The following is a 14163-nucleotide window of genomic DNA, read 5'->3' as shown; positions in this document are numbered from 1 at the left end:
TGGATCAGTTTGCTGGGTCAGTTTCTCTTCGGCGGGACGATTTCAGGCGTGCGCGGCAAGGGAGGCGCACCGGGCAGATCAAAGCGGGCTTCCCATCGCCGGGTGCCGTCGGGGTCGGCATGGTCGGCGCCCGGCACGTTGGTGTGCAGCGAGGGAGGCGCGGGATTACGCAGTACGCGTAGCACGCGATTGACGAACACGTAGGGTTCGGGAAGTCCCTCCTCAGGCGCGCCGAGGCGGGGGAAGTCGCCCGCGCGGATCAGCAGGCAGTGGCCGACCCGCTCGATGCCAATGTCAGGCCGTGCCAGTTGGGCTCGCACGGCGGCTTCCCCGCCGAGGCGGTCGACAAACAGGTCGCCAATGAGGGTGTACCAGTTCACGCCCTTGATGAACCCGTAACGCTTCACTTTTGCACCGGGAGGAAGGTCGTCGTAAATCTCCGTCGGGCGTTCCGCTGACTCGCCTGCATACGACATGGTGTTGTATTCCATATCTTGTATGAACGCGTAGCTGTCGATTTCCAGTCCGCTGAACCGTTGCGCAAGCGCCCATTCCTGCGGCATGTACTCGTGGAAACTGTACGGCAGGATGGATGAGAGTCCGCCGTAGCCGCCCCGTACCGGCAGTTGTTCGCAGACGAAGCGCAGGAACGCTTCGTAGCTCCGGACACCTTCGGGTGTGTTCACGAAATCCATCGGCATCCAGAATTTCATATGCGACAGACCCCGGTCCCGTCCTTTTTGCACGATGGCTCCGCCCGGAATCTTGTAGTCCGACGCCATGGCCCGGTTGGTCAGTGTCTCGATCTGATAGGCTGCGGCGCTATCCTCGTCGATCGCGCTGGAGCGTACGACTTCCAGCTTGACCGCTGGCGGGACTTCCAGAATTGCCTGGCGGATCGCCTCGACCCCGCGTGGTGTCTTCCGGCTGAAGCGGCCGTCCTCGCCATTCCTGCCGCTTTTCAGGTAAGGGCCAAACAGTTGCTCGAAACGGTCGAAGCAGGCGAGCAGTCCCCGGCGTACATCGGGCTTCGAGCCGCGTTCAAAGAACACCGTGCCGATCACGCCGGGGAAGATCACCAGCCCGCCGCCCCGGTTGTCGTGCTGACATAGTTCCTCGCCATAGCGGCTGAAGGCTTCCGCCGGTGTCAGCACCGTTTTTTTATGGGAAGAATTCATCATGTGATCCATTTGAAGTAAAAGAAAAATTGGGTGGGCTGGTCAGTGCCGCCATCAGCGCCGCGTCGCCCGCTGTCGCGGTGATCGCCACCAGCGCGGCCAGCGCGCCGACCAGAGCCTGCGTCAGCACGACGGGAACGAGAACCCCATCGATGACGAGGACAACCACGGCCATCCCCCCGGACATGGTGATGCACACCTGTCCCCAGTCGATCTGCCGCAGTTGCTGGACGGTCAGGTCGGTCTGCTGTCTGATCTGCTGCCATGCGGCCTTGAGTTCAGCAGTGGTGTAGCGCGACACGGCCTGGTTTGTGTCGTCGAGGTAGTGCCATTCATGGTCATGGCCAGCGGCACTCGCTTCCGTTATCCACCGGCCCTGCTCGAACAGCCACTGCGCGCTCTGACGCAGCCAGGCCTGGGTGTCGGCAGAAAGCTCGCGGACCCCTTGTGCCGCCGTATCCCACAGCGCCGCCACACCGCTCGCGGCCGAACCGGCTGCGCCCTCCAGCGCGCTCCACGGCTCGAACCATGCGGCTTGCGGGACGGGGATCTTCGAGCGGAGCCGGGCGCGCAGCAGCAGCCTGCCGGCGACCTTGCCGAGGAACCCGGCGGCAATGGCCGCCTCGACCAGCTCTTTCGCATGCTCCTCACCGCCCGAGACCTTCAGCACAGTCATGTGGTGGTTATCGCCGGCTATCCCTACATAGTCTTCTTCCTGTCCCTTTCCCCAGGTGTCTCCCGGAAACTTGACCTCGACGAGCCTCAGCAGGTTTGGCCACTGCGCCATCCCGTCGTGATCGACCGCTCCGCGACCCGGCCACCGGTTGCCCTCGTTCTCGACGATCACCACGTCCGGGCGGCGGACTTCGCCTGCAAGGCTGCCGGACAACGGAAACGGGTTCTGGCTGTGACGGCGCCCGGGGATGTCCCCATCGGTCTGACTGAGGAAAGGTATGGGCGGATATTCATTTGTGATCCACGGCCGCATATCAAACGACACCTCGGCCTTATACCGCCAGCAGAACTCATGCTTCCTCTCATCCGCGCGAATCGCCGCGCTCATTGCAATCTGCTTGAGCAGGCTCGTTCCCACCAGGCCATCCGACCTCTGTACCCGGAGTACCTCGGGCCACCACATCGCCGAGCGGATTTTTTCTTCGAGGTAACCCATCGCCTGATGCGGAAGACGGACGTATTTGGGTATGTCCTCCCGAATGGTCATGGTTGTGTCAACGGGAATCATCTGTGCTGCCATAACTTCATGGTCTCCTGTCCGGCTGTTTCATTCAGTAATGTGGTCAGAAAAAACCTCCGTCCCGCCACCCGCGAGGTGCCACGACTCGACTCTGGACTGCTGCCTCGCGGTATTGACCCGCAGTTGCACCGATTGCGATGCCGGCGCGAATGCGGGCATCGTTTCTCCCTTGTCGCTCGTCATGCCACTGAGCGCTCTCCCGGTCGGCAGATACAACCGGTAAGGATGCCGAACCATGGGCAAGCCGCTTTTCTGATCGAGCAGGACGTACCGCGCCTGATAGTCGGGCCTGAAAGTCTCGAGTGGCCGCGGTATGGAGTCGGGCCCCGTCTTGCTCCACCTCGCGCACTTTTCGAGAATCGTGCCTGTCGTGCCGTTTGTGATGCCGCTGCCGTTGATCTGGATGTACGAGCCGCGCGAGCCGATCCAGATTTCCCTCGCCGCCTCGATGACGATCTTTCCGTCGGTGCTGGTGATGATGAGGTCTTTCAGCGCGGCGAGCGCCATCTGGTCGTTCTGTGCCTGAATCTCGACCTTGCCCTTTGCCGCAAACAGCCGGATGCCGAATTGCGCCGCCACGAACGAAATGGCGCCGCGCACCGACGCAAATAGCGAACGGCCCGACACGATGCTGACGTCGCGCCCCGCCGTGACGGCATGATCGTTCTGGCTTGCCAGATGCGTGCTGTCGGCGGCCGTTGCGGCGAGACCCGACGCGCTCGCGAGTACGAGGTCCGGCCGCGTCATTTCCGGCGACGGGTAGGCCGCGCTTTTTGCGCCACCTCTGATCGCGTCGTTCCGCGCCTTCATGCCGGCGGTCACATCGCACGGGTTCATCTGCGCGTCCTGCGCCTTGTGTCGTTGCGCCAATCGCGCCATGTCCTCATGCTGCTCGCGCGCCTGCCGCAGACGCTGCACCGTTTCGCCCATGTCCTTCATGGGTGCGTCCGCGCCCACACGTGTCTCGGTCGTAATGAGCATGCCGCGATTGGCGCGTGCCACGCCATGCGCTTCAGTCGCCAGTTCGAACCCTTCGCCGCGTGCCTGGGCCCGTCCGCTGTTGCCATCGATGCGCGTATTGCTGCCGAGTACCAGCCGCGAGTTCGCATGATCGCTCGTCACCTGCACCTGGAGTTTGCCGGGCGTGTCGTCGGTCACGACGCTGTTGGCCCCGAGGCCTTCGAGGTCCCGGCTGCGCCAGCCCGTCAGCGCCTGGTTCTTCGGCAGTTCCCATGGCGGCAGCTGCGTGCGGTTCACCATGCGGCCGGATATATAGGGCTTGTCCGGGTCGCCTTCGTGGTAACTGATGGCGACCTCCTGACCCACACGCGGCAGCGCGGCAAACCCGTACTCCATGCCCTGCCAGGGCGACACCGCGCGCACCCAGCAGCTCGCCATGCTGTTGCGCTCGCTGAGCCGGTCCCAGACGAAGCGGACCTTCACCCGCGCATGAGCGTCCGGCCAGATCGCATAGTTTGTCGGTCCGGTGACGATCGCCGTTTCCGTGCCGCATTGAGGCTTCTTCTTCAGCCGGTTGCGGTAGAAACGGTTGGCCGGGTGCAGTTCGAACCGGGTGATACACCGGTAGGGGTTTTCGTTGCCGCTGGCCTCGTCGTTGTCGCGGATATCGAGCGTCAGGGCGCTCACGAGGTATTCGGCATTGGCGGTCTGATCCGGATGGCCTTCGAGGTGGAAGGTATGCCCGATAGCCAGACCGCGCAGGTTGCCCCGGCCCTGGGCCGTGAGACTGCGCACACGCAGTGCATCGGCGCGCACGTTCGCCAGGTAGCGAGCCTCGTCCTCGATGTCGTTCGGCGTTCCCGACAGTCCGCCCGAACCCGCCAGCGGTTGCGAATAGTCGCCCCAGTCGTACTGCTCGGTGTCGGCATAAGGCAGGTTGTCGTAGCGGTTCAACGGATCGGACAGCAGGATTCGGCCGAGGCGCGTCGGATCGTAGTCGGTGAGGGTAACGGTGCCCGCCGTCAGCGCGCGCGAGACCTCGAACCTGTGGATATGCTCCTCGTCGATGCGTGCGCCGTCGGGTGCCTGATACCGGATCGTGTCGTACATGTTGTGATGCGCGTGATAACTGCCGGGCGAATCACACAGGACCAGCGTCGGCCCTTCCATGAAAAACGTGATGCCCCATTCGCGCCATATCCGGCGCAGGAACGCGAAATCGCTCTCCCACATCTGCCGCACGTAGTCGCGTTTCGGCCAGCCTTGGGCCAGTCCCGGCGCGCCAAGGCGATAATCGACCGGATACGGATAGGCATCGAGCACCTGTCTCGTGATCTCGGCGATATTCATGTTCCTGAAAATGCGGCTGTCGCGGTTCAGTGTCGCGAGCCACAGCCATGGACGTATCGTCATGCGGTAGTAGGCATGACGCGGGTCCTCTCCGGCGAGTGCCATGTCCGTGATGAGGCCGGTGATCTCGCGCAAGCCGGCTCCCTTATTCGAGAGACCGCTCTCGCCCGGCAGGCCCGCAACGAAAGTCCCTTTGCCATCGAACTGGATCGACACGCTGACTTCGCGGCCCACGAGTTCGTCGGGTCTAATCATCGCGCGTGCCGCGGTAGCGCGCAGTGTCGGCGTATCGCGAGTCTTCAGTTTCACCGAGTATTCGTAGAGCTTGCCCAGCTTTTCGATGCCTTGCAGGCTCACCGGAAACACCACGGGCTCACCGTTCCACACGGGTAGGACCTTGCCCGTGAGGGCAAGTGTGCGGACCTGTTGCGGCGTGTACATCGGTTCTCTCCGGTGGTGGATAGGGCGCAGGCAGACGTATCGGCCGATCGCATGAATTCAGGTGTGTGCTCCTGAGGCAAGCGGTAGCTTCATCGAATGTATGGCCTGCGATCGTTTTCCATTTCTCGATGAAACGCAACGGCACGATGCCGAGAATTGACCGGGGATATCTGTACCGCGAATAGATTCGGTAATCCCTGAAATGCGTTGAGAAGCCACGCCCTTGTGATTTCCGCCGCGTAACGGTGCGACGCAAGTCTGTGCTGGAGAGCGCGATCCGCTAGTTGCTGAAATTGTCAGAAATCCTGAAATTTTGAAGCTCGGGAGAGCCGCGTGGCAATGCCGAATATCAATGGACAGACAGTGAGGGGCGCTGTGTCGACGAGATGTCGTTGCTATGGGTGCTGTGTTGCGACCTCGGCATGGCGGGCAGCAAGTTCTGCTGCGGCTTGGCTATCCGGGGTGCGCGCGCGTCGTGCAATGCGGATATCGATGCGGCGATGACGCCGGTGGTGTGCCGTTGCGGCACGTATCCGCGGGTGCGGGCGGCGATTCATCTGGCGGCGCGGCGGATGGGGTAGGGCGGGACAAGCCGCACCGCACCCGCCTCACTCAACTGGCGAACCGAACCTCCTCCACGATGGCGATGATCACCGTGAAGATGCCGATGCATCCCCCAAGCGTCGCCGCGCCTTGCAGGCATGCCGACATGACGTGACCGCGTAGCGAATCGCGGTGTCCGGTATTCAGGGTGCCTTGCCCGCCGAGGTTGTCGTCGCCGGCATGGCCGCCGCCTTCGCCGCGACAGGCGTCGCCTTCAGCTGCGCCGGCGTTTCGCCCGGCGTGCTCTGCCCGCCGACCTCCCAGCCACCGCCCAGCGACAGGAACAGATTGACCTGATCGACTGCCACCTGGCCCTCGGCGCCCGCGAGTTGCGACTTCGCCGCCGTCAGCGTGCGCGTCGCGTCGAGATCGGAGATGAACGACTCGCGGCCCGCGAGATACAGCCGGTGCGTTTCATCCGCCGATTGCGCGGCCGACTTCAGCGCCGCGCGCAGCGAATCGGCGCGCGCGTAGTCGGAGGCGTAGGTCGCGAGATTGGTCTCGGTTTCGCGCAGCGCGTTCAGCACCACACCGTCGAACTTCGCGAGCGCGACCTGGCTCGATGCCTCGGCTTCGCGAATGCGGCCGCGCGCGCCGTTTGTCGGGAAGGTCCAGCTAATCAGCGGACCGAAAGCCCAGCGCCCGGTCGGCGAGGTACCGATGTCTTCGAGAATGCCCGTGAAGCCCGTCGATGCGCCGATGCTCACGCTCGGATAAAGCGCCCCGGTCGCCACGCCGATACGTGCCGTCGAGGCCGCGAGCTGACGCTCGGCTTCGTGCACGTCGGGGCGGCGGCGCAGCAGCGCGGCGCCGTCGCCGATCGGAATCGGCTGGCTGAGTTGCGGCAGCCGATCGCAGGCGAGCACGGCCGGCGGCAGATCGGACGGCGCGCGCGCGAGCAGCGCCGCGAGCCGGTATTGCGCGATCTTGCGGCGCGCCGTGTAGCGCGGGATATCGGCCGCGAGGTTGTCGACCTGGGTCTGACCGCGCGTGACTTCGGTCTGATTGCCGCGGCCCGCGTCGCGCAGACGGCGCGACACGTCCACGCGCTGCTTCTGCAACGCGAGCGATTGCTGGGCGATGCGCAACTCCTCGGCCGCCGAGCATTGCTCGACGTACGAGCGCACGACGTCGGCGACCACGGTGATGCGCGCGAGGTCGCCCGCGGCTTCGACGGCTTCGGTGTCCGCCGCGGACGCTTCGACGCCGCGGCGCAGCTTGCCGAACAGATCGATTTCGTACGAGATGCTGATGCCGAGGTCGGCTTCGTTGGCGACCGGCAGTTTCTCGAAGAGCAGGTATTGCTCGGCCGATTCCTGTGCGCGTTCGACCGCTGCCGACGCCTTGCCCGAGAAGCCGCCCTGCGCCTGCGCGACGCCGAGCGCCTCGCGTGAGCGCGCGAGATTCGCGGCCGCGACGCGCAGATCGGTGTTCGACTTCAGCGCTTCGTCGATGAGGCCGTTCAGCAGCGGATCGTCGTAGAGCTTCCACCAGACCGTCGGCGTGTTGAGGGTCGAGGTCAGGGTGGGGTCGGCGCCTTCGAGCGCGCCTTTGGCGAGCGGCGCGTTGACGAGCGCCTGCTTCGGCAGCGTGTAGTCGGGGCCGACGTTGATGCAGCCGTTCAGCGCGACCGCGAGCGGCAATAGCGGCAACAGCGGGAGCCATGGCCGCAGCGGCAGGCGCGGCGCCAGCGAGGATAAGGGGCGCGCGAGTTTCATTGCGACGCGCCCGACGCAGCCGCGGCCGGCGCGGCGGAACTGGCCGCCACGGCCGAACCGGGCGCCACCGGCGCGGCCGAAGCCGCCACCGCACCCGACACCGGCTGCCTTCTGACCGGCGACAGATCGCGCACCGACACCGTCGCGGTGCGGCCCGCGATCATGCGGAAGTCGGCAGGCACTTCGTCGAGCGCGACGCGCACCGGAATGCGCTGCGCGAGCCGCACCCAGCTGAACGCCGGGTTCACGTTCGGCAGCATATTCGAGCCTTGCGTGCGGTCGCGGTCCTCGATCCCGGCGACGATGCTCTGCACGTGGCCGCGCAACGGCGTCGGCTCGCCCATCACGGTGATGTCGACCGGCTGGCCGATGTCGATGCCGCGCAGCTTGGTTTCCTCGAAGTAACCGTCGACGCGGAACGAGTGCATGTCGACCACCGCCACCACCGGGCGGCCCGCCGCGACGAATTCGCCGGCGCGCGGCGCGCGGTCGTTCAGATAGCCGTCGACCGGGCTTTTGATCGTCGAGCGTTCGAGGTTCAGCTTCGCGGTGTCGATCGCGACGTCCGCGTCGGCGAGCGCGGCCTCGCCCGCATCGACGCGCGAGCGGCTTTCCTCGAGCACTTCGGCCGCGACGAGATTGCCGAGCTGGCGATTGCGCGCGTATTCGCGGCGCGCCTGGTCGAGCGTGGCGCGGCGTTGCTGCGCGGTCGCTTCGGCCTGGCGCAGCGCGAGCGCATAGCGCGCCTGATCGATCACGAACAGCACCTGGCCTTGCTTGACCTGCTGGTTGTCCGTCACCTCGACCGACGAAATCAGCCCCGAGATATCGGGCGCGACCTGGATCACGTCGGCGCGCACGTGTCCGTCGCGGGTCCACGGCGCGAACATGTAATAGGCGACCAGCTTCCACAGCACGAGCGCGGCCACCACGACGACGATCAGGGTCAGCAGGATCTGACCGAGCGAGAACCAGGTTTTTTTCACGTTATTAGTCTGTGCGAAACGACGACGACAAGGCCCAGCACCAGCACATAGATGCCGAGATCGAAGATGGAGCGATGCCACACGAAGCGGTAAAAGCCGACGTACGCGAGCACCGTGCGGATGACGAGGTTGATCAGGTAGGCGATCAGCATCAGCACCAGCACGGACGGCACGAACACGCCGAAGATATCGATTTCACCGATCATCGCGGGAACTGGAAAAGAGTGGGAACGGGCTGCCGGAAGCGGAGGCGCGCATCATGCGGAAGCCTCCGGTTCGGTCGGCGTCGGCTTCGTGAGCGTGGCCGGAAACAGCGAAAGACGCAAGCCGACGAGCGCGTGCAGCGCGTCGCGCAACTGGCGCGCCGAGGTCGGCGAGGTTTCGGTCGGCGCGGCGGCATTCGCGAGCCCTTGCGCGGTGACGCGCGCGACCGCCGCGTCGATCGACACCATGAGGCTCTGCGGCACCGGCTCGCGGCGGCGCCGCTCGACGCAGCTCTCGTAGTAACTGCGTACGCCGTCGAGAACGTGCTCGATCGCGCCCGGCACTTCGCCGCCGAGCTTGCGCGTGGCGCGGCGCAGATCGATCGCGTTGAACGCGATGCGCAGATCGCGGAAGCTCTCGATCGACGGATGACGGTGCTCGTCGGTCGCGGCGAGGCGCGGGATCAGTTGCATCAGACGGTCGAGCATGCGTGCGGCGAGATTGCGCGGGTCTTCGATCGGCGTCGTCGACGCGGTCAGTGCGACGTCGGCCCAGTTCGAGCGCAGCAGGCGCGAAGCCGCGAATTCGGCGCCGAACGGACGCGTCACGCGGGTCCACAGATACGCGTAGAGCAGGCCGGCGAGGCCCGCGAGATTGGCGTTCACGAAGGTGAGAAAGTTAGCCTCGTAGGCGCCCTGAATGCTGATGAAGGTCGCCGTGTTCACCGCGACGAGCACCGTGACCATGTTGAACTGCGGGCGCGGAATCAGCGTGCCGACGAGGATGAACGGCCCGGCGAACAGGATCACGAGCATCGGGAAGTCGTGCACGTGCGGCAGCACCGCGAACAGATAGACGCCCGCCGCGAGCACGCTGACCGCGGTCGCGAGGAAGAAGCGGAACACCATCGGCGCGGGTTCGTCGAGCGCGGCGAAGAAGCAGCAGGCCACCGCCGCGAGCGTTACCGCGCTGGCGCCATCGTTCCAGCCCGAGCCGATCCACAGGCTGCACGCGAGAATCACCGCGAGCCCCGCGGACACGGTCGCGAACAGCATGATGCCGCGGTCGTAGAAACGCTCGGTGCCGCCGAGCCGCCAATGACGGAAGTGCGGCCGCCACGAACCTTCGTCGCGCGCGATGATGATGCGCAGCGAGCGGCAGTCCTGCCATACGTCGATGACCTGCCTCAGACGCCATAGCGCGTTCGAGAGCAGCGCGCCGTCCCAGTGCGCGAGCGCGGCCGCGGGTGGACGCAGCGCCGCGATGCGCTCGCGCAGCGCGTTGGCGGTTTCGTCCGGGTGATAGCCCTTGCTCGGCGCGGGCAGCGGCTGGTTGAACCACTTGATGACGTCTTTGAGCAGCGCGTCGAGTCCTTCGGGCCAGCTGTGCTGGCCGTTGTGGTAGAGCGCGAGCAGCGGGTCGGCGAGCGAGGACATGATCGGCAGCAGCAACTGCATGCGTCCGCGCAGTTCGTGTGCGCGCGCGAGGATGTCGGGCCGCGTGTGATCGTAGGCGAGCTGGCTCAGCAGCAGTTCCAGACCGTTGATCGTGCTCGCGAGCCGCTGCCGCGCGCCCGAAATCGCCGCGCTCGCGATGCGGCCCGACAGCGTTTCGGTCGCGTAGAACGCGGCGTCGCGAAACCATGCGTCGGTGCGCTCGATGATGGTCGGCGCGAGCCGGCTCGGAAACAGCGCACTGCCGACGATGCTCGCGCAGACGATGCCGACGAGGATTTCCTCGGTCCGGCTGACCGCGAGATCGAACACGCCGGTGGGATTCGTCACCGAAGGCAGCGCGATGATCGGCATCGTGTAGGCCGCGAGCATGAACACGTAGCTGCGCGCGGTGCGGTCCGATACCGCGAGGTAGAGCATCGTGCCGGTCCAGAGCGCGACGACCACGCTGAACAGATACGGCGATTCGACGAACGGCGGCACGAGCAGCACCGCGCCCGCCGCGCCGAGCGCAGTGCCGAGCGCGCGATAGAGTGCCTTCGAGCGGGTCGCGCCGACGAACGGGTTCGACACGATATAGACGGTGGCCATCGCCCAGTACGGCCGCGGCAACTGGAACGCGAGTCCGATGTAGAGCGCGAGCATTGCCGCGAAGAACGTCTTGACCGAGAACAGCCAGTCGCGAAAGGAAGGGTAGGCCATAGACCGTTACGCGGACCCGGCGTTGTGTGGCGCCGTTGCGCGGACGCCGCGTTTGGTGGACTTGCGTGCCTTGACCGTACCGTGCGCCTTGCCGGCGCCTGGGGCCGCGCTCTTGCCGGTCTTGCCGAGTTTGACGGCGAGGGGTTCGCGCCGCGCGGGTTCGCGTTTGAGCGGCGACGTGGTGCGCTTGGACGCGGCGCGTTCGAGCGGCGCGCGGGTGCCCGCTGCAGGTCCGGCCGTTGTGCCGCGTTGCGGCGGCTCGGGCTTCGCCGCCGCTTCGGCGTCGAGCTCGGCGCGGCCGCTGGCATCCGTCGTGAACGCATCGAGCACGCGCAGCGTGGCTTCGAGATCGTCGCGCGACAGGCCCTTGAGCGCCTGGGCGCGCAACGTGACCAGCTCCTCTTCCATCTTCGCGGTGACGGCGCGGCCTTCGTCGGTGAGCGCGACGGTTTTGGCGCGGCGGTCCTCGGGATCTTCCTCGCGGCGCATCAGACCCGCTGCGCATAACTGATCGAGCAGCCGCACGAGCGAAGGGCCTTCGATGCCGACGTGATCGGCGAGCGTAACCTGGCGCACTGCCGAACCGAGCCGGCTCGCGGTCAGAAGCGGGGTCGCGCACGCTTCGGAGACGTTGAAGGCCGCCAGCACGCCATGACTCGTGCGCCGCCACTTTCTGGCGGCGACGACCAGCGTGCTGCTGACGGTGCGGCGCAGGGTATCAAGATTCGGCATGGCAGGTATTGTATTTCCTTGATATTCGTTAGCAAACTATTGAATCGGAAATTCGCGCCGTGCCGGGAGAGTCTGCGGCGCGAATGCGACAGTCGCGTTAAACGGAGGGGGACGGGACGTGTTTCCGATGGTGTCGGATGTTGTGTCGGATGCGGCGGCGGGGCTGCCAGCAGGGGAGCGAAGCCGTATGTTTCGCATGCCGCGTTCGCGTCAGCGAGTGGCGGCTGGCCACCATGTCCAGCCGCGCCGCGAGTGGCGCAATTCGACGACCGACAGCGGAGCGATCTCGATGCGAGGAAATACCTGTGCGGATGCGCCGAGCGCATGCACGATGGCGGCTCGCAGCAGCGGCGCGTGCGTGATGGCGAGCACCGTGTGTGTTTGCGGCGATGCGGCTGGCGGTGCCGGGTTTGCCGCGTTGCATGTCGATGCCGATGTCGTGGGTCCGTCCGGTGCGTCGAGCCATGCGCCGATCCGTTGCACGAGCTGGCTGAACGATTCGCCGCCGGGCGGCGCGGTGTCGGCGTCGCGGGTCCACGCGGCGAGTTGCAAGGGCGCTTCATTGGCGAGATCCGCGAGGCGCTGGCCGCGCCAGTCGCCGTAGTCGATATCCGCTAGCGCTGCGGCGGGTGTGGCGTTCAGGCCGAGCGCCGCAGCTGTATCGCGCGCGCAGGCAGCCGGGCTCGTGAAGACGCGAGCCTCGTGCGCAAGTGCCAGACGGGCGCGCGCCGCTTGCGCTTCGGCGGTGCCGCGCGCGTCGAGCGGGTCGTCGGAAGGGAAGCGGCCGGCGCGTTGCGAGGCCGTCGCCGCGTGGCTTATCAGTAGCAGTCGCGTATCCATTCTGTGCTTTCCCGATGCTGCCGTTTGTCCACGCGAGCTTGCAAACGTGGCCGAAGCTTTCATGAAGGCCGAAGTTTAGCGCGTAGAATAAGGGCTCCGCGAAGCATGGAAGCCGGTGAGAGCCCGGCGCGGTCGCGCCACTGTAATCGGTTTGCAAGCAAGAGCCGAAAGCCAGACCTGTGCTTCGCACCATTCCTATGTCATCGACTTTCGGGGCGCGTTACCCCCAGGAGATATCCATCATGGCCGAAGCCGTTTTCGATCCCGCCGCGCAACCCGCGGCCGAGCCTACTCCGATTCCTTTGCGCGAACTGCTGCCGTGGGTGGTATTCGGCGGTTTGCTGCTGTTGCTCGCGCTTTACTTCGTTGGTGCGGAAGAGGGGGCTACCTCGCTGGTCCCCGGCATGTACGTGCATGAGTTCGTGCACGACGGCCGCCATCTGCTTGGCTTTCCCTGCCACTAACGGAGTCCGACATGGTTGGCAAATTACTGGTGCGCGGGATGCTCGCGGGCATCGTCGCGGGCTTGCTCACATTCAGCTTCGCGAGACTCGCGGGTGAGCCGCAGGTCGATCAGGCTATTTCATTCGAAGAAAAAGCGGCGGCCGCACGCGGCGAAGCTCCCGAGCCCGAACTCGTGAGCCGCGAAACGCAGGCGGGTCTCGGTCTGCTGACCGGCGTCGTGACGTATGGTGCGGCGTTCGGTGGTTTGTTCTCGCTTGTGTTTGCGTATGCCTATGGACGGGCGGGTGCATTGAGCGTGCGCGCGTTGTCCGCATGGCTCGCGCTCGGCGCCTTCATCGCGCTCGTGATCGTGCCGAATATCAAGTATCCGGCGAATCCGCCATCGGTCGGCGATCCCGAGACGATCGGCATGCGCACGGGGCTGTTCTTCCTGATGATCGCCATTTCGCTCGTGACGATGGTGTTTGCGCTGAAGGTGCGCCGCCGCGCGGTTGCGAAGCTCGGCGCGTGGAATGGCTCGATCGTGGCAGGCCTGGTGTTCGTCGCGATCATCGCGGCCGTGCAGTTGTCGATGCCGGTCATCAATGAAGTGCCCGCCGCTTTCCCGGCCGTGCTGCTGTGGAAGTTCCGCGTCGTCGCGATCGGCATGCAGGTGATCATGTGGGCGACGATCGGGTTGCTGTTTGGCGCGCTGGTCGAGCGCAGTGCATTCATGCGTACGAATGCGCGCGTAACGATGAGGTCGGCCTGAGATTGAAGGCAATGCATGACCGCGAAAGCGGTCATGCTTCGCGCGCAACGCGCAAGAATGGTTTTACTTCAATGACTTGGCGTAATTGTGGAGTGGTTATCCACAGGCTTGCGAACATTTTCTGTGGAAAAGCTCCTCAGGTCGCTTTTCGCCAATTACCTAATCTTCTAATCCATGTTCTTCGCTTCTCCCGGTGCAAATTAAATCGGATGGCTAACTAATTTGAATTCGATGCCATGGTGCTCGATTTTTAAGCTCTTCGATTTTTTTAAAAGAAATTGTGAGAAGGGTCTTGACGTGATGCGGGGCGGTCAGCATAATCTCGTTTCTCTGCTGCAGACGCAGCGACGCGAACGAAGCGGTGCCGGGTGGTTTGGGTGCTGTGAGTTTGTGGACCGATCTTTAAAAACCAACAGCCGATAAGTGTGGGCGCTTGATGCGGGGTGCGGACCTGATCTTCGGATCGGGTCGAGGCAAAAGTATCAAGAGTCTCACACAGTAAAGAGGAAGGTTTGCCTGTTGAG

The 14163-nt window shown here is 64.9% G+C and carries 12 protein-coding genes, 1 pseudogene and 1 riboswitch; of the genes and pseudogenes, 3 read left to right on the top strand and 10 right to left on the bottom strand.

From position 1 onward, the window contains the following. Positions 1–17: 17 nt before the first annotated feature. From GXB81_RS15685 to tssI, 3 genes are read right to left on the bottom strand one after another with little or no spacing between them, the layout of a single operon-like run. Complete coding sequence (locus GXB81_RS15685; protein ID WP_241016391.1) at positions 18–1181, bottom strand: type VI immunity family protein; 1164 nt, start codon at positions 1179–1181, stop codon at positions 18–20. Then, the gene (locus GXB81_RS15680; RefSeq protein ID WP_205989704.1) at positions 1162–2433 is read right to left on the bottom strand and encodes a VRR-NUC domain-containing protein; all 1272 of its coding nucleotides are present in this window, start codon (positions 2431–2433) and stop codon (positions 1162–1164) included. Before GXB81_RS15680 ends, GXB81_RS15685 begins: the two co-directional genes overlap by 20 nt. 27 nt (positions 2434–2460) lie before the next feature. Next, positions 2461–5184 carry a type VI secretion system Vgr family protein gene (tssI, locus tag GXB81_RS15675; RefSeq protein WP_205989703.1) on the bottom strand — a complete coding sequence of 908 codons (2724 nt, stop codon included), beginning with the start codon at positions 5182–5184 and terminating at the stop codon, positions 2461–2463. Positions 5185–5517: 333 nt separating this feature from the next. Here tssI and GXB81_RS15670 point away from each other — a divergent pair. Then, positions 5518–5765, top strand: a pseudogene (locus tag GXB81_RS15670) (hypothetical protein). Positions 5766–5930: 165 nt separating this feature from the next. Here GXB81_RS15670 and GXB81_RS15665 read toward each other — a convergent pair. From GXB81_RS15665 to GXB81_RS15640, 6 genes are all read right to left on the bottom strand, one after another. Next, positions 5931–7505, bottom strand: a complete 1575-nt coding sequence (locus GXB81_RS15665; RefSeq protein WP_205989702.1) for an efflux transporter outer membrane subunit — start codon at positions 7503–7505, stop codon at positions 5931–5933. Next, positions 7502–8491, bottom strand: coding sequence for an HlyD family secretion protein (locus GXB81_RS15660; RefSeq protein ID WP_205989701.1), 990 nt, complete (start codon positions 8489–8491; stop codon positions 7502–7504). Before GXB81_RS15660 ends, GXB81_RS15665 begins: the two co-directional genes overlap by 4 nt. Next, positions 8488–8697 carry a DUF1656 domain-containing protein gene (locus tag GXB81_RS15655; protein WP_167050491.1) on the bottom strand — a complete coding sequence of 70 codons (210 nt, stop codon included), beginning with the start codon at positions 8695–8697 and terminating at the stop codon, positions 8488–8490. The genes GXB81_RS15660 and GXB81_RS15655 overlap by 4 nt, the downstream gene beginning before the upstream one ends. Before the next feature lie 51 nt (positions 8698–8748). After that, on the bottom strand, positions 8749–10851 hold the full coding sequence (locus GXB81_RS15650) for an FUSC family protein (RefSeq protein WP_167050493.1): 2103 nt from the start codon (positions 10849–10851) through the stop codon (positions 8749–8751). Between the two features lie 6 nt (positions 10852–10857). Beyond that, on the bottom strand, positions 10858–11583 hold the full coding sequence (locus GXB81_RS15645; RefSeq protein ID WP_205989700.1) for a MarR family transcriptional regulator: 726 nt from the start codon (positions 11581–11583) through the stop codon (positions 10858–10860). Positions 11584–11793: 210 nt separating this feature from the next. After that, the gene (locus GXB81_RS15640) at positions 11794–12423 is read right to left on the bottom strand and encodes a histidine phosphatase family protein (protein WP_167050497.1); all 630 of its coding nucleotides are present in this window, start codon (positions 12421–12423) and stop codon (positions 11794–11796) included. A gap of 56 nt (positions 12424–12479) precedes the next feature. Further along, a riboswitch (cobalamin riboswitch) is annotated at positions 12480–12623 on the top strand. Positions 12624–12665: 42 nt separating this feature from the next. On the opposite strand from GXB81_RS15640, the gene GXB81_RS15635 reads away from it, so the two are divergent. Together GXB81_RS15635 and GXB81_RS15630 are read left to right on the top strand one after the other, a co-directional pair. Continuing rightward, entirely contained in the window at positions 12666–12887 is a 222-nt protein-coding gene (locus GXB81_RS15635) for a CbtB-domain containing protein (protein ID WP_167050499.1), read from the top strand. An 11-nt stretch (positions 12888–12898) separates the two neighbouring features. After that, positions 12899–13639 (top strand): CbtA family protein, encoded by a 741-nt coding sequence (locus tag GXB81_RS15630; RefSeq protein ID WP_167050501.1) that lies wholly within the window; start codon positions 12899–12901, stop codon positions 13637–13639. 268 nt (positions 13640–13907) lie between these two features. On the opposite strand, the gene GXB81_RS15625 is transcribed toward GXB81_RS15630, so the two are convergent. Continuing rightward, a partial coding sequence (locus tag GXB81_RS15625) for a hypothetical protein (RefSeq protein WP_205989699.1) occupies positions 13908–14163 on the bottom strand: 256 nt, incomplete at its 5' end.

This window comes from Paraburkholderia sp. Ac-20336, from assembly GCF_017105025.1.
Lineage (GTDB): Bacteria > Pseudomonadota > Gammaproteobacteria > Burkholderiales > Burkholderiaceae > Paraburkholderia.
This window is presented reverse-complemented; position numbering and strand designations above follow the sequence as displayed.